Origin of the sequence: Pseudomonas sp. GXZC (assembly GCF_026967615.1) — a bacterium.
Lineage (GTDB): Bacteria > Pseudomonadota > Gammaproteobacteria > Pseudomonadales > Pseudomonadaceae > Aquipseudomonas > Aquipseudomonas azotoformans_A.
Window position 1 is genome coordinate 6,015,237 of record NZ_CP114115.1, and the last position, 23,955, is coordinate 6,039,191.

Here is a 23,955-nt window from a genome sequence, read left to right on the forward strand (position 1 = left end):
AGAGACAAGGCGCGTAACCGCCTTGGGAAATGAGGCGTTCGGACTGTTTTTGGAGTATAGATGTGCAAATCTCTAATAAGAACGCACATAAAAGCCGGACCAATATGCAAAAAAACATCACGTCGCTGGGCTCCCTGAACTGGGATGACCTGAAGTTTTTCCTCGAAGTGGCCCGCACCCGCAAGGCCAGCGTGGCCGCCAAGCGCCTGGCGGTGGACTACACCACGGTGTCGCGGCGCATCAGTTCATTGGAAGTGTCACTCGGTACGTTGCTGTTCGAAAAATCCCGGACCAACGGCTTCGTCCTCACCACCGAAGGCCAGCGTTTGCTGGGCTACGCCGAGTCCATCGAAAGCACCCTGCACATGGCCTGCGAGCAAGTCTCCGGTTCCGGCGTGGCGCTGTCGGGCCATGTACGCATGGGCTGCACCGAAGGGTTCGGCAGCTTCTTCGTCACCCCGCAATTGAGCCACTTCGTCGACACCTACCCCGCCATCTCGGTAGACATCCTGCCACTGCCCCACTTCATCAGCCTGTCCAAACGCGAAGCTGACATCGTCATCGCCCTGGAACGCCCGGAACATGGGCCCTATGTGTGCTGCAAACTGTGCGACTACAAACTGAAGCTGTACGCGACCCAGGAATACCTCGACCAACACCCGCCGATCCGCAAACCGGCGGATTTGGCCGAGCATCCGTTTATCAGCTATGTGGATGACCTGGCCTTCAGCTCGGAGTTGCTGTACCTGGCCAACGTGGTGCCCGGCGCCAGCGCCAGCTTGCGCAGTACCAGCGTGATCGCGCAGTACGTGGCGGCGCAGCAAGGGCGGTCGATGGCGATATTGCCGTGTTTTTTGGCGGCGCAGGATCCGCGGTTGTTGCCGGTGCTCGGGGAGCAGATTTCTATCACTCGCCAGTTCTGGATGTATTGCCGGGAGGATTTGAGGAAGTTGAAGCGGATTACGTTGTTGTGGGACTACATCAGGGAAGTGACGGAGCAGAATCAGGGGCTGTTGATGGGGGAGACCAGGGAGATCAAGTTCGCGGATTAAAGGGCCATCAACGATGATTCGCTTTAATTTGCAGGACGTTTCCTAGAGAATCTCCGGCCTATTGTGCCTTAGGGTTCGAGTCATTAGCCTCCGTACTTCGCTGACATCAGCGAACGGGTTTAGCGACCCGAACCCGGACACAGCCTCCAACGGCAAGCGCTTCATGCTCGTCGTTGTCGTGTTATGGCGGCTGTGCGTGGGAGACCTTCGGGTCTGCCGGGTCCTGGGTCCGGTTCGCTAACCTGCGTACAGCTGCCACCCTTTCATGTTTAGCGACATGAGTGGGTGGCTCCCTAAACTCCCAGGTATAGATCATGACTAAAATCGTCCCCGATCCACCGCTTTCTTCCATCACCACCCTCGGCGTCGTCACCTTCGGCGACTACGGCGAAAACGAAAAACCCCTGTTCCGCGTCAACGCCGGCATGCCCATTGAGGAAGCGTTAGAGCACGCCTCCACCCTGCTTTTCTACTCCAAGAAACTCGCGATGGAAGCCGCCATGGATGTTCGCGGCGAGCAATACGCATGGGCCGCGCATTACCTGTGTGAAATGGGCAAAGCCGTGGTCGATGACCTGACGCAAGCGATGACACCAAGCCGTTAAGCGATCACCGCTCGAATGCGGGAGGAGCCCTGCTCCTTCCCACATTTAAACGCCGGTGGTCCCGGCTATTTGTGGATACCGAGCCCGAACTTCGCGCAGGAACTCGCCCGCACGGGTCTTGAGCCATTCAATCAGACGCGCAATATCCGGCTCTGACTGCCGCCCATTTCGACAAATGATGTAGTAGGCCGCTGGGGACATCATTACGGGGCTTTTCAACGCAACCAATGCACCGTTTTCCAATTGGTCATACACCAACGCAGTCCTGCCCAGCGCAATCCCTGTGCCCTTTACCGCCAGACTGATCGCCAGGCTCGAATCCGGAAATCGAGGCCCATGGTGATAAGGCGGCGTCGGCAGGCCCTGAAACGCAAACCAGCTTTCCCACCCCGGACACACCTGATCGTCCACCCTATGAATCAGCGGGTATTGGGCGACATCCTCCGGCGCAATATCCCCCTTCGGCCTTAGAAATTCCGGCGAGCAAACGGGGAACACCGCGTCACGCATCAGCAGTTCAACATGATGATCCGGGTAATCGCCATACCCCATCACCACCGCGACATCGTATTGATGCGCTTCCAGACTAGTGCGGTTGATGTCAGCACTGGTCAACACCAGATCAAGGTTGAATGAGGCCTCAGTGTGAGAGCCGTGCATCCTGGGGATCAGCCATGTCGAGCAGAGCGAGGACGTGCATGAGAGGTACAGCGGTCGGGATTTTGCGGGGTTGAGTGAATGCAAGACCCCATCCAGCGCCTTGAAAAATCCGTCGGTGACCGGCAACAAAGCCTGCCCTGCGGACGTCAGCTTGACGCCGCGCGAATGCCGCTCAAACAACTGCACGCCCCACCACTCCTCCAGGCCTGCAATTTGATGGCTGATGGCACTGGCAGTGAGGTTAAGCTGCGACGCCGCACGCGCAAAGCTACCGGTTTGCGCAGCGCTGACGAACGCTTGAAGCATCGGAGTGGGAGGCGGACGCTGGGCCATCAGGTGCTCACTTTGATCAAGATGATCCCGCAAACAATGACGAATGCCGACAGCATCCGTCGCCAACCGAACCGTTCGTGAAAGAACAGCGCGGCAATAATGGCGCCGATAATAACACTGGTTTCCCGCAGCGCTGAGACCTTGGCCACCGCGTCCAGCGACAACGCAAACAACACCAATCCGTAAGACGCCAGGTAAAAAACACCGCCCAACAGGCCGACTCGCCAATGCCCACGTATCGCACGCATCAAGGCCAAACGCTCCCTGGAAAACGCCAGCACCGGGATCGGAATGCTCTGGAATACCGTCAGGTAGATGATGTATTGCAACACCGTTTCACTGGCTCTCACGCCTTTGGCGTCCACCACCGTGTAAGCCGCGATAAACGCCCCGGCACACACCGCCATCAGGATCGGCTTGAGCATCTGCGCCGTCATCCTGCGCACAAAGGTCAGGCTGATGATGCCCACACAAATCAACACCACACCCGCCAGTGCCTCGCGTGACAATTGCTCATGCAACATAAAGTAGGAAAACAGCGCGACCAATACGGGCGGAATCCCTCGCATCACCGGGTACACCTGCCCGAAATCACCCGTTTCGTAGGCTTTGATCAGAAATAACCGATAGACCGTATTGAGTCCCACGGAGACGAGGATGTAGCCACACACCTCCAGGCTCGGCACGCTGACAAACGGCAACGCCAACAGGCATATCACCAGCGCGGTGCCATCCACCATGGCCAAGGTCATGAAGCGACTGCTGCCGGCGCGGACGACAGCGTTCCAAGTGGCGTGCATGAAGGCTGAGATCAAGACCAGCGTGATCGCGATATCGGAGTTGTCCATGGGGCTCGGCTTGTGGCGGATAGTAGAGAATGTACGCTATGGGCATCGAGGTATCATTGTTTGCGCAACCACATCCGTAGCATGTAGCGATTTAGATCGCTCAAAGACTCAGCATCATCTATCGCACAACGTGGCGTATTCCTGTCAATGAAGTGCGTGCGAGTATGAAGAAACTTATTATCGGCCGAAATAAGTACCTGCCCTGGTTCCAGCAACACTCGCTGCTGAACGGATGACTGATCGAGAACAGTATCCAGAAAGTCCAGCGCTTGACATTGAGCCACCGTTAACGGCACTCCCGCCTTGATGTGGGCGGATTCAATGTAAACCCGAAAGTATCTGATCAGTGGAATGCCTTCATTGGAAAAGCTCAGAATGGGCGCCTTGAAAAGCTGCTCTTCATCTGACATCCCGCGGTTTTCAAAAAAGAAGTTGCATTTAAGCTCTTCCAATATTTCTGGAAACGCCATCAGCTCCGCATATACCGCGCTTGCATCAATCAGGATGCTCTCGCCGCCCAAAAGCGCTTGCTGTCCGCAAGCCAGGATCAAGTAATCAATAGGTAGCGGATCGCTCACTCCATCGTTGTGTACGTACGCACCTTGACGGGTTTGATGGTATCTCGCCCCCTCCTCAATACTCTTACCGCCTCTGTCATAAACCTCAATCACCTTGTGACCCAGATGATTCTGTACCATGGGTACGCCGAGTAGCGAACCAAATGTCCATATCAGTGATTTAAAGGTTTCAAGTTTCTCGACCTTAAAACCATCAAGAATCAAGACATGGCATTCATGGTCGATCATGTTTCGGATTCTATCTAGCTCCTCACTCAAGACGGATGATTGTAGAGAATTGATGTAGGCAGTCTTGGTATCGAATCGAGCCCCCTGACTTTCAGATGCTAGCAACTCTCTTGTGCTCAAAAGTTCATCGAAGGCAAATTTTGAAAGTCTAACTTTGGAAACTGCTTGCCGGAAATCACTGACGTTTATGTTCATCGCAATCCTTTACGGTGGTTAGTTGGAGCGTTCATTTAACTAAGTCCACCATTTGCAAAAAAGCGAAACCTCGTCAGCCTAGCCATCAAAATTCGTCATGGCAGCGCTTTCCTACGGAGAAGTTACTTAGCAAACGCTGTTTCAGGCACACCACAAAACCAACTGTGGGAGCTGGCTTGCCTGCGATGGCAGTATGTCAGTCAGTACATCCGGTACTGAGACACCGCTATCGCCGGCAAGCCAGCTCCCACAATTGATTGGGTTTCAAGTTGAGATGGGGGTAGTGACTCAGTCCGCAATCACCACAATCGACACCCGCCGATTCTCCGTGCGCCCCGCCACCGTAGTGTTCGGTGCCACCGGCTCGCTGCTGCCCAGCCCGCGCAGTTGAATGTTCTCTTCCTTCATGCCCACACCGGTCAACACCGCCGCCACGCTTTTCGCGCGGCGCAGGGACAGTTGCTGGTTGTAGATTTCCTTGCCGGAAGCGTCGGTGTGGCCGTCGACGCGCACGCGTTCGATGCCGACACCTAGCAGGGCCTTGCCGATGCGTTGGACGATGTCGGTGCTGGGTTGGTTGAGAGTCTCGACGTCGCTGCCGAACAGCACTTTGCCGGACAGGCCGAATGCCCAGCCTTCGTCCGTCAGTTCGAAGCCTTGCTGCTTGAGGACGGCCACTTGCGCCGGGGTCAGGCCTTTGGGGGGCGGCGTCTGGCAGCCGCCGAGGGCGAGCAGTGCTACCAGCAAGGTGATAAACATGAAACGCGCGGTCGTGAACAAGGGATCAACTCCTGTGTTGAACGTTGACGACGGGGTTATCCGACTCCGCCGTTTGCTGGCCGCCCGAGGACAAACGCTTGGCCTGGTACATCGCCGCGTCGGCGGCATTGAGCAAGGTGCCAGGGGTGGCGCCATGATCGGGGTAAATGGCAATGCCGATACTGAGGGAGGTCAACACCTGGGTGTTGCCGGGCACAGGGATAGGCCGGTCCATGCTGGCGATGATCTTGTCGGCGATGCGCTCGGCGTCTTCCGCCTTGTGCAATGGCGCCAGCAGGATGGCGAACTCGTCGCCGCCCAGGCGTGCCACCAGGTCATCTTCACGCAATTGCGCACGCACGCGCTCGGCGACCGCCACTAGGACAGCATCGCCGGCGGCGTGGCCAAAGCTGTCGTTGATCTCTTTGAAACGGTCACTATCGAGGTACAGCACCGCCACCTGTTCCTTGGCCTTGGCCGCGCTGCGCAGGGCGCGGATCAAACGGCCTTCGAAGAACGCACGATTGGGCAGGCCGGTCAGGCTGTCGTGGTTGGCCTGGTGGGCGAGGGACTCGTTCTCGCTTTGCAGGTGGCTCTGCCAGGCTTCCATTTCGCCGAGCAAGGCATTGAAGTCACTGCCCAGGCTGTCGAGTTCGGCGATTTGCGCCGGTGGCACGCGGCGGTCGAAATCGCGCTCGCTACGGGCGGCATGGGCCACGGCGGCGAGGCTTTGCAATGGGCCGGTGATGCCGCGCAACAAACGCCGCGCCAGGTGCAGGGCAACCCATGCGCTGAGGGCGGTACAGATGAGGATCCCGGCCAGGCCGCTGAGCAGGAAGCGCAGCAGGCTACCGCCGTGGCCGGTGAGATGAATGCTGCCAATGGCTTTGCCTTGATGCAGGATCGGCTGGCTGATGGGCTGTTCGAGCAGGGTGTGCGCCAGCTCCAACTCGACCCGCGAAAGCATGCCGGTTTCCGGGCGTATCCACTTCGCCAACCGCTTGCCATTGGCATCGAAGACTTCGGCCTCGGCCACTTCTTCGGTGGAGGCAATCAGGCTGAGGGCTTCAGTGGCCGCCGCGCTGTCGTTGAACACCACCGCCGCTTCCACGGTGTAGTTGATGGAGCGTGCGATCAGGTGCAGGTTGTGCTCGGCATAGACCCGCAGCGCCAGCACGCCAAGCAGGGTCAGGGAAACACTTGCCAGCGTCACCGCCACCAGCGCCAGGATCATGTGCCCGCGACCAATGACGGAACGCAGGGTCGGCCGCGCTTTGACGGCTGTCATGACGCAGGCGCTCGGCGGCGGGACAACTGCAACACGCTCGGGTGAATGCGCACGCCGCTGCGGGCGACGGAGTCGAGGTTGACCTCGAACGACACCTGCTCATCGCTCACCCGCAGGCAGAACAGACTGCCCACGGTGCATTGGTCGCCGCCTTCGCTGATGCTCAGCACCGGATGGCCGATCAACGAGGTGAACAACTGGCTGCGCTCATCGGCGCTAAGCTTGCCGATGTACACCGCGTCGCACGCATTGACGATATCGGGATGGCTGGCCAGCAGGCGCTGCACCACCACTGGGCGGCCGGTGGCTTGGGTGGTGCCTTTGATCAGGTCGTCGGTGTATTGGGTCGGCCCAACGATGCACAGGCGCAATTGCGCAGGTTCTACCGGCCAGCGCGCATAACTGAGGATACCCAATACTACTTGGGTGACGGCCTGCGCACGCTGGGCGGCAAGGCCCGCAGGGTCGGGCGCCTGGGCGAAAGCGTGTGGCGCGAACACGCACAGGAACGCCACCAGCAGCATGCGTCTCCAGCTCAAACTGCGTTCTTTGGGCGAGACAGCCACGTTCATGCAGCGATTCTCTCAGGTGTTTTTTAGATGATGCCGCAACGATAGCACAGCGGCGGAAAACCCCGCGAAGAGTAGGTCTTCGCAGGGGCCGCTATTTTTCCAGAAAAATCAGGCGACTGAACCAGAAATCTGGCATGACCTATCAGTCAGTTTTTTCCGATTCGTGACCCAGCTCCAGCATCAACCCACTCAAACGCTTGACCTTGCGCCTGACGGCCTCTTCAAACACGCCGCCTCGGGGCTCGATCAGGCTGAACCAGCGCTTGGCCCGGGTGATGCCGGTGTAGATCAGCTCTTTGGTGAGCACCGGGTTCAGCGCATCCGGCAGGATCAGCGCGGTATGGGTGAATTCCGAGCCCTGGGATTTGTGCACGGTCATGGCGTACACGGTTTCCACATCGTTCAGACGGCTGGGCAGCACAAATCGCACACCGCCTTGGCCGTCGTTGCGTGGGAAGGCCACGCGCAGCACCTGGGGGCCGCCGTCGCTTTCGGGCAGTTTGAGCGCGATGCCGATGTCGCCGTTCATCAGGCCCAGGCCGTAATCGTTGCGGGTCATCAGCACCGGGCGGCCTTCGTACCACTGCTCGTCGCCTTCGATCAGCCGCACCTTGCGCAGGGCGGCGGTGATGCGCAGGTTCAGGCCTTCCACGCCCCAGGGGCCTTTGCGCACCGCGCAGAGCAGTTGGAACGCGTCGAAGGCTTGCAGCAGTTGTTGCGCCCAGTGGGTCCAGGCCTCACTTTCACGCGGCGTATCCGGCGATGGGCGGGCGCTCTGCAACAGATTGAGGTAATAGCGATAGCCCTCGGCACCGTCGCCCTGCCCGTCCAGCACCAGGCGTTCGAGGGCGTGATCGTGTTCGCCCTTGAGGCTGACGCAGAACAGGTCAGCGTGACTGCGCGCGGCGAGCAGTTTGCGCGCCTCATCAGCGTTTTGCTGGTTGACCCAGCGCGCCAGTTGACCGATGCCACTGCCTTCGCCGAAACGTCGCGAGTAACGCAGCATTACCACTTGCTGGGCCAGGGGGTGGCTGCAGTCGAGGTCTTCCTGCAGGCCGCTGGCGCTGAGGTCTTCGCCGCTGACGGCTTGCAGCCATTGGCGGGTGTCGGCGTTGTAGAAACCGGCTTCGGCGTCGCGGCACAAGTCACCGAGGACAGCGCCCGCCTCTACCGACGCCAGTTGGTCCTTGTCACCCAGCAGTACCAAGCGTGCGTGGGGCGGCAAGGCGTCGAGCAGGTTGGCCATCATTTCCAAGTCGATCATCGAGGCTTCGTCCACCACCAGCACATCCAGGGGCAATGGATTGCCGAGGTGATGACGAAAATGCCGTGTGCCTGGGCGACTGCCCAGCAAGCGGTGGACGGTGGTGACCTGGGTCGGGATTTTTTCCTTCACGCTGTCCGGCACTTTCAGCGACAGCACTTGTTGGCTGATGGACTCGGTGAGGCGTGCGGCGGCCTTACCGGTGGGGGCGGCCAGGCGAATGCGCAATGGGCTGCCAGATTCCACAGCCGGCGCCTGCAACAGCGCGAGCAGGCGCACCACGGTGGTGGTTTTGCCAGTGCCAGGGCCGCCAGTGACGATGCTGAATGCGCCGCGTGTGGCCAGGGCGCAGGCGAGTTTTTGCCAGTCGATCACACCGTCGGGCGGCGGTTGATCGAACAGGCTGTTGAGGCGCTGCGGCAAATCGCCGGCCACGTTTTCCTGAGTGGCAAGACGCAGGCGCAAGGCGCTGTCGATGCGCCGTTCGTAAGTCCAGTAGCGGCGCAGGTACAGACGCTTGCCGGACAGCACCAGAGGACGACTCTGCGCGGATTCGCTGCCATCGACCGCCAGCGCCACCAGGTGACTGGCGGCCAGTGTGTGGCACCAGTGGGCGCCGTCCAAGCCTTCCAATAACTGCGACGGCAACAACATGGCGCCGGTTTGCAGATCGCCCTCTGGCGGCAAGGACAGGGCAAAATCCGGCGCCTTGAGGGTTTCGAACAAGTCGAGGCAGACGTGACCATGGCCCAATTGATGGCTGGTCAGCGCGGCGGCCAGCAGCACCAGCGGGTCGGCCTGAGGGTCAAGCTCGTGCAGGAAACCCACGAAGGCTTTGTCCAAGGCACGCAACCAGCCACGGTCGACCCAGCGCTCCAGCAATTGCACCAGGTCGGCGGCGCGGCTGAGAGGCATCAGCGCCTCCAGCGGTAGCGGCGACAGGCTCATAACAACACTCCTTGTTCCCAGGCGGGCTCAACCTTGGGCGGGATGGGCTTGCCCTGGAACAGCAGGTCCAGGCCTTCGATCAGTTCCCGCGGCGGTCGGGTGAAATACGCGCCCTGGCTCGCGGACTGCGTGCCCCGCAGGAAAATGTACAGCGCGCCGCCGACATGCCGGTCGTAGTCGTAGTCCGGCAGGCGCGCCTTGAGTTGGCGGTGCAGGGCCAGTAGGTAAAGTACGTATTGAAGGTCGTACCGATGATCGAGGATCGACTGTTCCATGGCATCCAAGGTGTAGGCCGAATCGTCGGGGCCCAGCCAGTTGGATTTGTAGTCGGCCACGTAATAGCGGCCATCATGTTCGAAGGTCAAATCGATGAAGCCCTTGAACATGCCGTTGAGCAGTACAGGCTCGGCGGCAACGCGGGAAGCGCCGTTGTGGGTGAATTGGCACACTAGTTTGTCGACGGCGAGTACGTCAACCTTGTGGCTGGCAAACCAGAATTCCATCTCGATCTGGTACTGCTGCAAACCACTGAGGGAGACGTGACCGTTGTCCACAGGCAATGGCGTTTGCAGCAGGTGGCCGAGCCAGCTGCTGAGGGTGATGATCCAGCCTTCCCAGTTGCGCCGGTTGCAGCGGGCGCCCACGGCTTTTTCGATGGCCTCGGGCGTAACGTTGAAGCCGTCCTCCCCTGCCCATTCCAATAGGCCGTGGAGGAAGGTCCCTGGGTTAGGACCCCGTGGGAAACGGTGAATATCGCCGCCGGACGCCGCCACTTCGCGGGGTGCATCGGGGTCGAGCCGTTCGTCATCGAACAACTTCTGGGCCTGTGGACTTTCCGGTGCTTCGAGCGGGGCGGCGCTCATGCTGTCGCCAATGCGCAAGGCGCTGTAGGAAGCGATCCACCAGTTTTCCGCGGCCTTGCGCTTGGGCAGGAGCGGCGCTCGTAGCGTGGCTTCGTTGCGCGGTGGGTGGAAAAGGATGTCTTGCGCTTCGGGCACCTGGGCGTAGTTGATGGCGGTGCAACCTTCTTGAAGGTCCAGGAGCCAGCGTGCCAAGCCGGCGGACTCACCCAACGAGACGCCTGCACCGAGCAAGTAGCCCAGCGCCGACAGGTGCAGCACGGAGCTGTTGCTGTTGCCACGCTTGAGGTCGGCGATGCCCAGCCAGCAGGCGTGCTTGGCGCGTGTCAGGGCGACGTAGAACAGGCGCAGGTCTTCGGCCAGGCGCTCGTTGTCGGCCTTTGCGACCAGCTCAGGCGTAGGACGCAGGCTGACCTGGGATTTGCCGTTTTCATCATGGTAATGAAGGGGCAATCGGCTGCCATCCACGGGTTTGGCTGAGCAGATGAACGGCAGGAAAACCAAGTCGTATTCCAGGCCTTTGGATTTGTGGATGGTCACGACCTTGACCAGTTGCTCGTCACTTTCCAGGCGCAGGATCTGTTCTTCACCCGCCTGACCAGAAAGTGCCAGGTGTTCGGCCAGATGGCGGATCAGTGCCTGTTCACCGTCCAGTTCCGATGCGGCCTGTTGCAGCAACTCGCTGAGGTGCAGCAGGTTGGTCAGAACACGTTCGCCATCACTGCGCGCGATCAGGGTTTGCGGCAGTTTGAAGTCGTGAAGCAGACGACGCAGCATCGGCAGCACGCCTTGGGTACGCCAGATCGCACGGTAGCCACGGAACTGCATGACGCGGCTTTCCCACGCCAGTTCGTCCTGGTTCAGACGCTCCAGCTCCGGCAGTGACAGGTTCAGGGTGACGCAGGCTAGAGCAGCACGCAGCGGACGTTCCACATCCGGTTCGGCGCAAGCCTTGAGCCAGGCCAGCAGGTCGTGGGCTTCCTGGGCGGCGAAGACCGAGTCCTTGTCGGACAGGTAGACGCTGCGCACGCCACGGGCGGCCAACTCGGCGCGCACGGCCTGGGCCTCCTTGCCGTCACGCACGAGAATGGCGATGTCTGACGGACGCACGCCTTTGAAGCTGCCGTCCGGTTGTAAGAAGCCTGCGCTGCCCTGCTGCCCGCCGTTGAGCAATTCAACGATGTGCGTGGCACAGGCCGCCGCAAGTTGCTGACGATACAGCACGTTGGAAACCGGCTGGTCGGTAGGCAAGTGCCAGAGATTCATCGCTGGCAGCGTTTGGCCATTTACCTGCAATTGTTCTTTGCGCCCCTGGGACAGTACCGAGTGGAACGGCACCGGATTCTCACCATTGGGCTCGCGGAACAGGAATGCGCCGCGACCTGTTTCCGCTCGCTGGAACACGTGGTTCACCGCCTCGACCATCGCGTGGCTGGAGCGGAAGTTGGTGCCCAACGTGTGATGACGGCCGGTGGTGGACTGACGGGCGCGCAGGTAGGTGTAGATATCGGCGCCACGGAAGGCGTAGATCGCTTGCTTGGGGTCGCCGATCAGGAACAGGCCACTGTCGAGGTGGTTTTCTTCGATGCGGTAAATGCTGTCGAAGATGGCATATTGCACCGGGTCGGTATCCTGGAACTCGTCGATCAGGGCCACCGGGAATTGCTCGCGGATCACACTGGCCAGGCGTTCGCCGCCGTCGGCTTGCAGTGCAGCGTTGAGGCGGATGAGCATGTCGTCGAAACCCATTTCGGCGCGACGGCGTTTTTCTTCTTCAAAGCGTTTGCCGACCCAGCCGGCCGCGTGTTGCAACACGGCGGCGTCGGGGGTTGGCAGCGCATCAAGGGCCGCCTTGAGACCGGCCATGGCGTCGATGCCAGGATGCTGCGGCGGCTCGCCCTTCCAGGCTTCGGCCATACCGTCGGGCGTCAAGCGGGTGAAGCCGGTGCCGATGTCGAGTTGTTCGAGGGTTTCGTCAGCGGCCCAAGCGCTGATCTTTTCGAACCAGGGTTCGAAGTAACGCGCTTGCATCTTGCGACCATCGACAGCTTTGGCGGCCACGGCTTGCAGGCAGATATCGCGCAGCTCGGCGGCCCATTGTTGCCAAGGCGCCTTGATGGCTGTCAGCGCTTCGCGGCGCTCTTGCAGGCAGGCTGTGATCAGCTCTGCGGGCTCGCGGGCTTCATCCGTGGGCCGTTCGCTGCCGAACAACGCGCGCACTCGCGGCATCAATGCGGCGGGGCCACCCCAGTTGCTGCGTACCCAATTGAGTGCGTCGTCGTGCATCGGGTAGCAGAACAGTCGCCAGTAATCGCGCAACACTTCGCCGAGCAAGTCGCTGTGATCGGTTTCCAGGGTTTGGGTGAACAGGCTGCCGCTGTCGAACGCATGCTCGCGCAACATGCGCTGACACCAACTGTGGATGGTCGAGACGGCGGCTTCGTCCATCCATTGCGCGGCGATGTCCAGGCAGTTGGCGCAGGCTGGCCATTGTTCGAGTGGGTATTCGTCGCGTAGATCAGCGATCAGGGCGTCGGGCTGTTCGATTTCTTCGCGGAAGAAGCGTGCTGCTTCAGCCAGGCGGATGCGGATGCGTTCGCGCAGTTCTTTGGTGGCCGCATCGGTGAAAGTCACTACCAGGATTTGCGGCGGCAACAGTTCGCGACCAAAGCCTGATTCGTCGCCACCGTGGCCGAGAACCAACCGCAGGTAGAGGGCAGAGATGGTGAAGGTCTTGCCGGTGCCGGCGCTGGCTTCAATCAGTTGGCTGCCTTTGAGCGGGAAGGCCAGGGCCAAGGGTTTGCTGTTCATGCGCCGGCCTCCTCGCCTGTCAGTGATCGCCACGGGGCATTGAGCAGCGGGCGATATAGAGTTTCGCACCAACCTTCGAATTCTTCGCTGGCGATGAGCGTGGCGTAGTCGGGGAATTGCCGGGTGAGCGCCGGGGTTTCGCGGCGTTCGCCATCGGTAGTCAGGCCATCGCCTTCGTACGCTTTGCTGGCCGCCGCCTGGGCCTTGGCGGGGTCAGTTTGGCTGAGCCAAGCGAAAGCGGTTTTGACGGCGACGGGTAACGGTTGGCTCATGCCGGTATGCCAGGCCAGCAATAGGTTACCGAGGATTTCCTGGGCATTGGCTTTATCCAGAGGCGGCAGCAGCAGGGTGTCATCGCTGGCCACCAAGCCGGTGCTCAGCGGCAGGCCGCAGGCGCAGGCAACCACGTGATTGACCCAGGGGCGAATCAGGCGATGCCACTTGCGGGTCTTGATCGAGCCGATGCTGTTGGGGATGGTGGTAATGCTGAGCAACCCGCCATCGCTGCGTCGATACAGACCACTGATCCAGCCTTCCAGCTGCACGCCATTATGCTCAAAACTGACTGGTTCGGCGCCGGTGTGCGGGGTGGGCCAGAGGACGAGCAGTTGCTGATAGCGTCGCAACAGATCGGGTAACGGTTCGATCAGTTCGTTGCGCAGGCATTCGCCGAAACCCACCATCGGCAACAGGCCACTGCCTTGCAGGCGCAGGGCCTGGGCGTTCAGGGCTTGGTCGAGATGATCGGGTTGGGTGAGTGCGGCGCTCAGTAGGCTGTCGCTCAGGCTGTAGCGTTGCAGGGCGTCGAGAACGAAGGGTTCTTCGTCGGCCAGTGGCACTTCGGCGGCTTCGAAGAACACTTTCAGGCGTTGGCTGAAGAAATGTTTGACCGGGTTGCGCAGGAAGTCTTGAAGCTGACCGAGGCTCAGGGGTTCGTCCTGTTGATGCGAGCTGAGTTCTTCTTCTTTTGGCATGGCATCCGGCGTTTCATGCAGTAATTGCCACTCACGGGCGTAGCTGAACAGCGCGTCGCCCTCATGGAAGTAACGGGCGCTGAACGGTTGCAGTGGGTGCTCTTGTGTCATGGCGTCGATCAGCGATTCATCGCCATTAGCGTGGTGCCAGCCGCTGGAGAGGTGGTCACGCAGTTGGCCGATGAGTACCGACGCAGGGCGGTCACTGTTGTCGCGGATGCTGCGGCCCACCCAGCTTATGTACAGTTGGTCGCGGGCTGACAGGAGTGCTTCGAGCAACAGGTAGCGGTCGTCTTCACGGCGTGAACGGTCGCCGGGGCGGTAGTCGCTGCCCATCAGGTCGAAGTCCAGCGGGGGTTGGGCGCGTGGGTAATCGCCATCGTTCATGCCGAGCAGGCAAACGAGCTTGAATGGGATCGCTCGCATGGGCATCAACGTACAGAAATTGACAGCTCCGGCGAGGAAACGCTGGGAGAGGCGACCTTGGTCCAGACCTGCGAGCCAAGCTTCGCGGACTACGGTCAGAGGTAACTCGTCCTGCAGGCCGACGGATTCGCAGGTTTCCAGCCAGGTTTCCCTGAGTTGTTCGAGTTGGCCCAAGAGGTAGTCATCGTGTTCGCTGCTGGGCAGGAAGAACAGTTGCATCAGGCGTTGCAGGCGCTCACCCCATTGCGCAGGAGCCGCAGGTAGCGACAGTGCTTGATGTGCGTCGTTGAGTGCGTCGAGCAAAGCGACCAGAGGACCAATGAGCGCTGCGTCGAGGCCACCGATTTCATCGTAGGGCTCGATACCCTCACACGCGGCACCGGTGCCTACGGCGTAACCAAGCAACATGCGGCGCAGGCCGAAACGCCAGCTGTTTTGTTCCAACTCTGCTGGCAGGCCTAGGCCGGCACGTTGTTCGGCGTTGAGCCCCCAGCGGATGCCGGCGCCTTCGATCCAGCGATGCAGCGTCGGCAGGTCGCGCTCCTGGATGGCGAAGCGTTCGCGCAGGGCCGGCACGTCGAGCAGGTCGAGGATCTCGCTCACCGGGAAGCGGCTGTCGGGCAGTTTCAGCAGATGTTCGACGGCGATTAGCAGCGGGTCCAGGCCGCGCTGGCCCTGGTCGGTCAGGGTGAACGGGATGAAGCGTGGGTCATTGCGTTCGAGTTGGCCGAACACGGCGCGGATATGCGGCGCATAGCTGTCGACATCCGGGACCATGACGATGATATCTCGCGGACGCAGCGAGGGGTCGGCACTGAAGCGTTGGAGCAGTTGGTCGTGCAGGATTTCCACTTCGCGCTGGGCGCTGTGGGCGATGTGGAAGCGGATGGAGGTATCAGGTTCCAGGTCGACAGCAGGCCATCGCTCGCGGGTTTCATTGAGTGGACGCAGTTCCAGGATGTCGTCTTGGAGCTGGTTGAGCAGTGTGGTGGGCTCGCTGTCGCTGAACAGGTCGATGCGGCCATCGCGGAATGCTGCGCGGTAACTGTTGGGGTCGTCGTAGCTGTCCAGCAAGCTGATGTAGTCACGGCCTTGTTTGCCCCAGGCGGCCAGCAGCGGGTGGGCGTGCTGGTGCAGGGTTTGTGGGTCGATGGTGACCGGCATGCCGGCTTTACGCGCCTGGCGCTTGTATTCGTTACGTAGCAAGTCTTTGTCGGCGACGATGTCAGACCAATGGTGACGGCAGGGGTTGTGCACGCAGAGCAGGACTTGGCTGAATCGCGCGAGGCCGGCGAGGGCTTCCAGTGCCTGGGCGGGCAACGAGGAGATGCCGAAAACAATGACTCGGGATGGCAGGCCCGCAGGCGCTGTTTCCAGTGTATTGATGCGCTCGATAAAACGCTGGTGAACCCCGGCGCGGCTTTCGGCCATGCCTTCTTCACCGACATCCAGCAGCAGTGCGCGCCATAGTTCGGCTTGCCAGCAATTGGCCGGATTGAGCGGTTTTGACTCGCCTCGACCGTTGCGCAGTTGGTGGCGGCCGGCAGCCCAGTCTTCGAGCCAATCAGCGCGGTAGACCTGATATTGGTCGAACAGGTCAGCCAGGCGCTCGGCGAGTTGGTAGCGTTTGCGCAGGTCGGTGTCGTGGGTGAGAAAGCGCTGCAGCGGCTCGAAGTGCGGTTGATCGATAAGCTCCGGCAGCAGGCGCATGAGGCGCCAGGTCAGCGGTGCTTTATCGAGCAGGGACTTGGGCGGAATTTCATCTTTGCCTAAGACCATGCGGTAGAGCTGCCACATAAAGCTGCCGGGCAGTTGAACATCGATTGCTGCGGCGATGCCGCAACCGCCCATGTCGTCGTCTTCCGGATCTTCAGCCAGGGCCAGCTTGAGCCACTGGGCGATGCCGTTGCTTTGGACCAGGGCGATTTCGTTTTCCAGGGGCGCGAGGGGATAGCGGCGCATCCAACTGACCACCAGGCTGCGCAGTTCGTCCAGGCGGTTGCCGTGAACCACCATGAATCCAGGGCTGAGGGACGTCGCATCCGGCATAACGGCTTCCTTGGGAAAAGCAAAAATCGAGGGTGCGACTTTAGCACTGTGGGCAGTTGTTGGCGGAATTGGGATGTTAGCTGTCTTTTCGACCGCCCAAAACAAAACCCCATCTGCTTTCGCAAATGGGGTTTCGGAATTTAATCTTGACGATGACCTACTCTCACATGGGGAAACCCCACACTACCATCGGCGATGCATCGTTTCACTGCTGAGTTCGGGATGGGATCAGGTGGTTCCAATGCTCTATGGTCGTCAAGAAATTCGGGTACTGAGTCGTGGCAGGTGCCTCGCTTCAGCAAATTGGGTATGTGATAGCTTTCGGTGTTTTGTGAGATCGAACTTTCGGTTCTATCGTCTTCACACACCGCAATCTGATGCTCTTTCGAGTAGTCAAATTGCTTGGGTGTTATATGGTCAAGCCTCACGGGCAATTAGTATTGGTTAGCTCAACGCCTCACAGCGCTTACACACCCAACCTATCAACGTCGTAGTCTTCGACGGCCCTTCAGGGAACTCAAGGTTCCAGTGAGATCTCATCTTGAGGCTAGTTTCCCGCTTAGATGCTTTCAGCGGTTATCTATTCCGAACATAGCTACCCGGCAATGCCACTGGCGTGACAACCGGAACACCAGAGGTTCGTCCACTCCGGTCCTCTCGTACTAGGAGCAGCCCTCTCAAATCTCAAACGTCCACGGCAGATAGGGACCGAACTGTCTCACGACGTTCTAAACCCAGCTCGCGTACCACTTTAAATGGCGAACAGCCATACCCTTGGGACCGGCTTCAGCCCCAGGATGTGATGAGCCGACATCGAGGTGCCAAACACCGCCGTCGATATGAACTCTTGGGCGGTATCAGCCTGTTATCCCCGGAGTACCTTTTATCCGTTGAGCGATGGCCCTTCCATACAGAACCACCGGATCACTAAGACCTACTTTCGTACCTGCTCGACGTGTCTGTCTCGCAGTCAAGCGCGCTTTTGCCTTTATACTCTACGACCGATTTCCGACCGGTCTGAGCGCACCTTCGTACTCCTCCGTTACTCTTTAGGAGGAGACCGCCCCAGTCAAACTACCCACCATACACTGTCCTCGATCCGGATAACGGACCTGAGTTAGAACCTCAAAGTTGCCAGGGTGGTATTTCAAGGTTGGCTCCACGCAGACTGGCGTCCACGCTTCAAAGCCTCCCACCTATCCTACACAAGCAAATTCAAAGTCCAGTGCAAAGCTATAGTAAAGGTTCACGGGGTCTTTCCGTCTAGCCGCGGATACACTGCATCTTCACAGCGATTTCAATTTCACTGAGTCTCGGGTGGAGACAGCGCCGCCATCGTTACGCCATTCGTGCAGGTCGGAACTTACCCGACAAGGAATTTCGCTACCTTAGGACCGTTATAGTTACGGCCGCCGTTTACCGGGGCTTCGATCAAGAGCTTCGCGTTAGCTAACCCCATCAATTAACCTTCCGGCACCGGGCAGGCGTCACACCCTATACGTCCACTTTCGTGTTTGCAGAGTGCTGTGTTTTTAATAAACAGTCGCAGCGGCCTGGTATCTTCGACCGGCATGAGCTTACGGAGCAAGTCCTTCACCCTCACCGGCGCACCTTCTCCCGAAGTTACGGTGCCATTTTGCCTAGTTCCTTCACCCGAGTTCTCTCAAGCGCCTTGGTATTCTCTACCCAACCACCTGTGTCGGTTTGGGGTACGGTTCCTGGTTACCTGAAGCTTAGAAGCTTTTCTTGGAAGCATGGCATCAACCACTTCGTTAACTAAAAGTTAACTCGTCATCAGCTCTCGGCCTTAGAATCCCGGATTTACCTAAGATTCCAGCCTACCACCTTAAACTTGGACAACCAACGCCAAGCTGGCCTAGCCTTCTCCGTCCCTCCATCGCAATAACCAGAAGTACAGGAATATTAACCTGTTTTCCATCGACTACGCTTTTCAGCCTCGCCTTAGGGACCGACTAACCCTGCGTCGATTAACGTTGCGCAGGAAACCTTGGTCTTTCGGCGTGGGTGTTTTTCACACCCATTGTCGTTACTCATGTCAGCATTCGCACTTCTGATACCTCCAGCAAGCTTCTCAACTCACCTTCACAGGCTTACAGAACGCTCCTCTACCGCATCACTTACGTGATACCCGTAGCTTCGGTGTATGGTTTGAGCCCCGTTACATCTTCCGCGCAGGCCGACTCGACTAGTGAGCTATTACGCTTTCTTTAAAGGGTGGCTGCTTCTAAGCCAACCTCCTAGCTGTCTAAGCCTTCCCACATCGTTTCCCACTTAACCATAACTTTGGGACCTTAGCTGACGGTCTGGGTTGTTTCCCTTTTCACGACGGACGTTAGCACCCGCCGTGTGTCTCCCATGCTCGGCACTTGTAGGTATTCGGAGTTTGCATCGGTTTGGTAAGTCGGGATGACCCCCTAGCCGAAACAGTGCTCTACCCCTACAGTGATACATGAGGCGCTACCTAAATAGCTTTCGAGGAGAACCAGCTATCTCCGAGCTTGATTAGCCTTTCACTCCGATCCACAGGTCATCCGCTAACTTTTCAACGGTAGTCGGTTCGGTCCTCCAGTTAGTGTTACCCAACCTTCAACCTGCCCATGGATAGATCGCCCGGTTTCGGGTCTATTCCCAGCGACTAGACGCCCTATTAAGACTCGCTTTCGCTACGCCTCCCTATTCGGTTAAGCTCGCCACTGAAAATAAGTCGCTGACCCATTATACAAAAGGTACGCAGTCACCCAACAAAGTGGGCTCCCACTGCTTGTACGCATACGGTTTCAGGATCTATTTCACTCCCCTCTCCGGGGTTCTTTTCGCCTTTCCCTCACGGTACTAGTTCACTATCGGTCAGTCAGTAGTATTTAGCCTTGGAGGATGGTCCCCCCATATTCAGACAAAGTTTCTCGTGCTCCGTCCTACTCGATTTCATGACTAAGAGATTTTCGCGTACAGGGCTATCACCCACTATGGCCGCACTTTCCAGAGCGTTCCGCTAATCTCAAAGCCACTTAAGGGCTAGTCCCCGTTCGCTCGCCACTACTAAGGGAATCTCGGTTGATTTCTTTTCCTCAGGGTACTTAGATGTTTCAGTTCCCCTGGTTCGCCTCTTACACCTATGTATTCAGTGTAAGATAACCATCTTATGATGGCTGGGTTCCCCCATTCAGACATCTCCGGATCAAAGTCTGTTTGCCGACTCCCCGAAGCTTTTCGCAGGCTACCACGTCTTTCATCGCCTCTGACTGCCAAGGCATCCACCGTATGCGCTTCTTCACTTGACCATATAACCCCAAGCAATCTGGTTATACTGTGAAGACAACATTCGCCGAAAATTCGATAATACTCAAAACTGAGTAACTCACAAATTTTACCTTAGCCTGATCCGTTACCAGTGAAAGTAACGTTCAGTCTATCTTTCTATCACATACCCAAATTTTTAAAGAACGATCTAATCAAAGACTAGAAATCAACATTCACCATCACCTGGATGGAATGCTCATTTCTAAGCTTTCAAACTTCAGAAGCAGTAGTGGTGGAGCCAAACGGGATCGAACCGTTGACCTCCTGCGTGCAAGGCAGGCGCTCTCCCAGCTGAGCTATGGCCCCGTATTTCTACAGGCGTTTCCCACACAAAATTGGTGGGTCTGGGCAGATTCGAACTGCCGACCTCACCCTTATCAGGGGTGCGCTCTAACCAACTGAGCTACAGACCCAATTTCGGGCTGCTTCTTATCGTCTTCTTCAATGAATCAAGCAATTCGTGTGGGAGCTTATGGAGCAGCTGATGTCGTCGATTAAGGAGGTGATCCAGCCGCAGGTTCCCCTACGGCTACCTTGTTACGACTTCACCCCAGTCATGAATCACACCGTGGTAACCGTCCTCCCGAAGGTTAGACTAGCTACTTCTGGTGCAACCCACTCCCATGGTGTGACGGGCGGTGTGTACAAGGCCCGGGAACGTATTCACCGCGACATTCTGATTCGCGATTACTAGCGATTCCGACTTCACGCAGTCGAGTTGCAGACTGCGATCCGGACTACGATCGGTTTTATGGGATTAGCTCCACCTCGCGGCTTGGCAACCCTCTGTACCGACCATTGTAGCACGTGTGTAGCCCAGGCCGTAAGGGCCATGATGACTTGACGTCATCCCCACCTTCCTCCGGTTTGTCACCGGCAGTCTCCTTAGAGTGCCCACCATAACGTGCTGGTAACTAAGGACAAGGGTTGCGCTCGTTACGGGACTTAACCCAACATCTCACGACACGAGCTGACGACAGCCATGCAGCACCTGTCTCAATGTTCCCGAAGGCACCAATCTATCTCTAGAAAGTTCATTGGATGTCAAGGCCTGGTAAGGTTCTTCGCGTTGCTTCGAATTAAACCACATGCTCCACCGCTTGTGCGGGCCCCCGTCAATTCATTTGAGTTTTAACCTTGCGGCCGTACTCCCCAGGCGGTCAACTTAATGCGTTAGCTGCGCCACTAAAAGCTCAAGGCTTCCAACGGCTAGTTGACATCGTTTACGGCGTGGACTACCAGGGTATCTAATCCTGTTTGCTCCCCACGCTTTCGCACCTCAGTGTCAGTATTAGTCCAGGTGGTCGCCTTCGCCACTGGTGTTCCTTCCTATATCTACGCATTTCACCGCTACACAGGAAATTCCACCACCCTCTACCATACTCTAGTCAGTCAGTTTTGAATGCAGTTCCCAGGTTGAGCCCGGGGATTTCACATCCAACTTAACAAACCACCTACGCGCGCTTTACGCCCAGTAATTCCGATTAACGCTTGCACCCTCTGTATTACCGCGGCTGCTGGCACAGAGTTAGCCGGTGCTTATTCTGTCGGTAACGTCAAAATTGCAGAGTATTAATCTACAACCCTTCCTCCCAACTTAAAGTGCTTTACAATCCGAAGACCTTCTTCACACACGCGGCATGGCTGGATCAGGCTTTCGCCCATTGTCCAATATTCCCCACTGCTGCCTCCCGTAGGAGTCTGGACCGTGTCTCAGTTCCAGTGTGACTGATCATCCTCTCAGACCAGTTACGGATCGTCGCCTTGGTGAGCCATTACCTCACCAACTAGCTAATCCGACCTAGGCTCATCTGATAGCGCAAGGCCCGAAGGTCCCCTGCTTTCTCCCGTAGGACGTATGCGGTATTAGCGTCCGTTTCCGAACGTTATCCCCCACTACCAGGCAGATTCCTAGGCATTACTCACCCGTCCGCCGCTCTCAAGAGAAGCAAGCTTCTCTCTACCGCTCGACTTGCATGTGTTAGGCCTGCCGCCAGCGTTCAATCTGAGCCATGATCAAACTCTTCAGTTCAAACATCTTTGGGTTTTTAAGAAACCCTAAACTTGGCTCAGCAATCGTTGGTTACATCTTTGATTTCTCGCGGAGTAACTTGTGATGCTGATAATCTTGTTGACTATCAGTCTGACTCCACAAGCACCCACACGAATTGCTTGATTCAGTTGTTAAAGAGCGGGTGGTTAAGATCTTTCGTCTCAACCGAGGCGCGCATTCTACAGCAGCCTCATTTGCTGTCAAGTGATTATTTTCAGAAGCTTTCGAAGATTTCTTCAACAACTTCAACCACTTGCGCTTCAGATCTCTCGTCAGCGGGAGGCGAATTCTACAGCGTTACACGCTGCTGTCAACACCTCTTTTTCAACTTCCTTTTGGCTTCGATGAACTGAAGCAACCTACTGCCGAAACCTACATAACTCATTGTTTACCAAGGAGTTTTACGTTTCGACTGCGCCGGAAGTGGGGCGAATTATAGACAGTTACAATTCGCCGTCAACCGTTAATTACGCTTTTGTTGCAGAAAGTGGCTTTTTCGCAATAAGTCGCGGGATTCGGCGCATTACAGGCGGGATCCGTAGCACCAGGAGCAGCGCACCTATAGAGGCATAGATAGCCCATTCCTTGAGATCCGCCCGCACAATCCACAACATGTGAAGCAAGCCAAGCCCCAAAATCACGTACACCAGGCGATGCAGCTTCTTCCAGCGACTGCCCAACCGACGCTGACTGTAACGATTCGACGTCACCGCCAGCACCAACAGCGACAGGAAACCCAACGCCCCGACAATTATGTAAGGCCGCTTGCGCAGCTCCACACCCAGTTGCGACCAATCCAACCCAAGCACAAACACACAATAAGCAGCCAGATGCAGCACGACATAAGCAAAGCACCACAACCCAAGCTGCCGGCGTACCGCTATCCACCCTGCCCAACCGCTAAGCTTCTGCAACGGGGTCATTGCCAGGGTGATCAACAACAGTATCAACGTGCCGAGCCCCAGCCGGTCAACCAACACCTTGCCCGGATCCGGCCCCAGGACAGAACTCCAAGCTTCATATAGCCAGAACAACGGCCAAACCGCCGCCGCTATAAAGACGCCAATACGCCAGATCGGGTAGCGCATCAGTAATTCTTCCGCAGGTCGAGATCGGTATAAAGAGACGCCACCTCATCCGAGTAGCCATTGAACATCTGAGTCTCGCGCACATTGGGACTGAACAACCCACTCGGCAGACGACGCTCCCGCGCTTGAGTCCAGCGCGGATGGTCAACCGTAGGGTTCACATTCGCATAAAAACCATATTCGTCCGCTGCAATGCTCTGCCAGGTGGTTTTCGGCTGCTCGCTTACAAGACTGATGCGGACAATCGACTTCACACTCTTGAAGCCATACTTCCATGGCACGACCAACCGCAGCGGCGCGCCATTCTGGTTAGGTAATTCACGCCCATACATCCCCACAGCAAGGATCGCCAGAGGATTCATCGCCTCATCCAGTCGCAGCCCCTCCACATAAGGCCAATCAATCAAGCCGAAACTCGAACGCTGCCCCGGCATGCTCTTGGGATCCTGAAGGGTTTCAAAACGAATGTATTTGGCCTTGGAAGTCGGCTCAACCTGTTTGAGCAACGCCGAGATCGGAAAACCGATCCATGGAATAACCATCGACCACGCTTCGACACAGCGCAGACGGTAGATACGCTCTTCTAACTGATACGGCTTCATGAAGTCTTCCAGGGCATAACGGCCTGGCTTCGCAACTTCGCCATCAATCACCACGCTCCAAGGCTCGGTCTTGAGCGAGCCCGCATTGGTTGCCGGGTCGCCCTTGCCTGTACCGAATTCATAGAAGTTGTTGTAGTGGGTTGCATCCTTGAACGGCGTGATCGCTTCGTCCTTTACCGTGATCGCCTGCCATTTCGTTCCCGGCAGTTTCTCGGTAAACCAGCTCGGCGCCCTGCCCGCCTCGACATCGGCATAACGCGAGGCTTCGTCCGCACTCGCCCAACGCGGCAGGCTGCTGGCTGCGATGCCAGCAAGCGCACCACCGAGCAAGCTACGGCGAGAAAGGTAGAAGGATTCAGATGTGACGTCCGATTCGTGGCAATCGGACGCTTTGGGCAATTTGATTAACATGGCAACTCCGCAGCATTGGAGAACTGATGC

The 23,955-nt window shown here is 57.8% G+C and carries 13 protein-coding genes, 2 tRNA genes and 3 rRNA genes; 2 read left to right on the forward strand and 16 right to left on the reverse strand.

Annotated features, from left to right (window positions below; translation table 11 throughout):
• Positions 1–104 precede the first annotated feature (104 nt).
• Complete coding sequence (locus tag OZ428_RS28450; RefSeq protein ID WP_269132020.1) at positions 105–1,052, forward strand: LysR family transcriptional regulator; 948 nt, start codon at positions 105–107, stop codon at positions 1,050–1,052.
• A gap of 314 nt (positions 1,053–1,366) precedes the next feature.
• Positions 1,367–1,657 carry a DUF3077 domain-containing protein gene (locus tag OZ428_RS28455; RefSeq protein WP_033900338.1) on the forward strand — a complete coding sequence of 97 codons (291 nt, stop codon included), beginning with the start codon at positions 1,367–1,369 and terminating at the stop codon, positions 1,655–1,657.
• A gap of 45 nt (positions 1,658–1,702) precedes the next feature.
• Here OZ428_RS28455 and OZ428_RS28460 read toward each other — a convergent pair whose 3' ends face one another.
• From OZ428_RS28460 to msrP, 16 genes are all read right to left on the reverse strand, one after another.
• On the reverse strand, positions 1,703–2,650 hold the full coding sequence (locus OZ428_RS28460) for a LysR substrate-binding domain-containing protein (protein WP_269132021.1): 948 nt from the start codon (positions 2,648–2,650) through the stop codon (positions 1,703–1,705).
• Positions 2,650–3,498: an EamA family transporter gene (locus tag OZ428_RS28465; protein WP_269132022.1), complete on the reverse strand. Its 849-nt coding sequence runs from the start codon at positions 3,496–3,498 to the stop codon at positions 2,650–2,652. Before OZ428_RS28465 ends, OZ428_RS28460 begins: the two co-directional genes overlap by 1 nt.
• A 53-nt stretch (positions 3,499–3,551) precedes the next feature.
• Positions 3,552–4,499 carry a TauD/TfdA family dioxygenase gene (locus OZ428_RS28470; protein ID WP_269132023.1) on the reverse strand — a complete coding sequence of 316 codons (948 nt, stop codon included), beginning with the start codon at positions 4,497–4,499 and terminating at the stop codon, positions 3,552–3,554.
• 288 nt (positions 4,500–4,787) lie between these two features.
• A complete protein-coding gene (locus OZ428_RS28475; RefSeq protein ID WP_269132024.1) occupies positions 4,788–5,279 on the reverse strand; it encodes an OmpA family protein in 492 nt (163 codons plus the stop codon).
• A 4-nt stretch (positions 5,280–5,283) separates the two neighbouring features.
• Positions 5,284–6,546 carry a diguanylate cyclase domain-containing protein gene (locus OZ428_RS28480; protein ID WP_269132025.1) on the reverse strand — a complete coding sequence of 421 codons (1,263 nt, stop codon included), beginning with the start codon at positions 6,544–6,546 and terminating at the stop codon, positions 5,284–5,286.
• A complete protein-coding gene (locus tag OZ428_RS28485; protein ID WP_269132026.1) occupies positions 6,543–7,118 on the reverse strand; it encodes a YfiR family protein in 576 nt (191 codons plus the stop codon). The genes OZ428_RS28480 and OZ428_RS28485 overlap by 4 nt, the downstream gene beginning before the upstream one ends.
• A 142-nt stretch (positions 7,119–7,260) precedes the next feature.
• A complete protein-coding gene (gene recD, locus OZ428_RS28490; RefSeq protein ID WP_269132027.1) occupies positions 7,261–9,330 on the reverse strand; it encodes an exodeoxyribonuclease V subunit alpha in 2,070 nt (689 codons plus the stop codon).
• A complete protein-coding gene (recB, locus tag OZ428_RS28495; RefSeq protein ID WP_269132028.1) occupies positions 9,327–13,001 on the reverse strand; it encodes an exodeoxyribonuclease V subunit beta in 3,675 nt (1,224 codons plus the stop codon). The genes recD and recB overlap by 4 nt, the downstream gene beginning before the upstream one ends.
• Positions 12,998–16,450 (reverse strand): exodeoxyribonuclease V subunit gamma, encoded by a 3,453-nt coding sequence (recC, locus tag OZ428_RS28500; protein WP_269132029.1) that lies wholly within the window; start codon positions 16,448–16,450, stop codon positions 12,998–13,000. The genes recB and recC overlap by 4 nt, the downstream gene beginning before the upstream one ends.
• Before the next feature lie 144 nt (positions 16,451–16,594).
• A 5S ribosomal RNA gene (gene rrf / locus OZ428_RS28505) occupies positions 16,595–16,710 on the reverse strand.
• Between the two features lie 153 nt (positions 16,711–16,863).
• Positions 16,864–19,752 (reverse strand): 23S ribosomal RNA (locus OZ428_RS28510).
• A 249-nt stretch (positions 19,753–20,001) separates the two neighbouring features.
• Positions 20,002–20,077: transfer RNA gene (locus tag OZ428_RS28515), tRNA-Ala, on the reverse strand.
• A 30-nt stretch (positions 20,078–20,107) separates the two neighbouring features.
• Positions 20,108–20,184: transfer RNA gene (locus OZ428_RS28520), tRNA-Ile, on the reverse strand.
• An 82-nt stretch (positions 20,185–20,266) separates the two neighbouring features.
• Positions 20,267–21,803 (reverse strand): 16S ribosomal RNA (locus OZ428_RS28525).
• The 16S, 23S and 5S rRNA genes sit together here with 2 tRNA genes alongside, the layout of an rRNA operon.
• A 488-nt stretch (positions 21,804–22,291) precedes the next feature.
• Positions 22,292–22,912, reverse strand: a complete 621-nt coding sequence (gene msrQ, locus OZ428_RS28530; RefSeq protein ID WP_033898304.1) for a protein-methionine-sulfoxide reductase heme-binding subunit MsrQ — start codon at positions 22,910–22,912, stop codon at positions 22,292–22,294.
• Positions 22,912–23,925, reverse strand: coding sequence for a protein-methionine-sulfoxide reductase catalytic subunit MsrP (msrP, locus tag OZ428_RS28535; RefSeq protein ID WP_269132030.1), 1,014 nt, complete (start codon positions 23,923–23,925; stop codon positions 22,912–22,914). The genes msrQ and msrP overlap by 1 nt, the downstream gene beginning before the upstream one ends.
• Between the last annotated feature and the right edge of the window lie 30 nt (positions 23,926–23,955).

Excerpts from the sequence above, each read along its gene's own strand:
- OZ428_RS28450 (WP_269132020.1), top strand. The coding sequence starts at position 105 with ATGCAAAAAAACATCACGTCGCTGGGCTCCCTGAACTGGGATGACCTG.
- OZ428_RS28455 (WP_033900338.1), top strand. The coding sequence starts at position 1,367 with ATGACTAAAATCGTCCCCGATCCACCGCTTTCTTCCATCACCACCCTC.
- OZ428_RS28460 (WP_269132021.1), bottom strand. The coding sequence starts at position 2,650 with ATGGCCCAGCGTCCGCCTCCCACTCCGATGCTTCAAGCGTTCGTCAGC.
- OZ428_RS28465 (WP_269132022.1), bottom strand. The coding sequence starts at position 3,498 with ATGGACAACTCCGATATCGCGATCACGCTGGTCTTGATCTCAGCCTTC.
- OZ428_RS28470 (WP_269132023.1), bottom strand. The coding sequence starts at position 4,499 with ATGAACATAAACGTCAGTGATTTCCGGCAAGCAGTTTCCAAAGTTAGA.
- OZ428_RS28480 (WP_269132025.1), bottom strand. The coding sequence starts at position 6,546 with ATGACAGCCGTCAAAGCGCGGCCGACCCTGCGTTCCGTCATTGGTCGC.
- OZ428_RS28485 (WP_269132026.1), bottom strand. The coding sequence starts at position 7,118 with ATGAACGTGGCTGTCTCGCCCAAAGAACGCAGTTTGAGCTGGAGACGC.
- recD (WP_269132027.1), bottom strand. The coding sequence starts at position 9,330 with ATGAGCCTGTCGCCGCTACCGCTGGAGGCGCTGATGCCTCTCAGCCGC.
- recB (WP_269132028.1), bottom strand. The coding sequence starts at position 13,001 with ATGAACAGCAAACCCTTGGCCCTGGCCTTCCCGCTCAAAGGCAGCCAA.
- recC (WP_269132029.1), bottom strand. The coding sequence starts at position 16,450 with ATGCCGGATGCGACGTCCCTCAGCCCTGGATTCATGGTGGTTCACGGC.
- msrQ (WP_033898304.1), bottom strand. The coding sequence starts at position 22,912 with ATGCGCTACCCGATCTGGCGTATTGGCGTCTTTATAGCGGCGGCGGTT.
- msrP (WP_269132030.1), bottom strand. The coding sequence starts at position 23,925 with ATGTTAATCAAATTGCCCAAAGCGTCCGATTGCCACGAATCGGACGTC.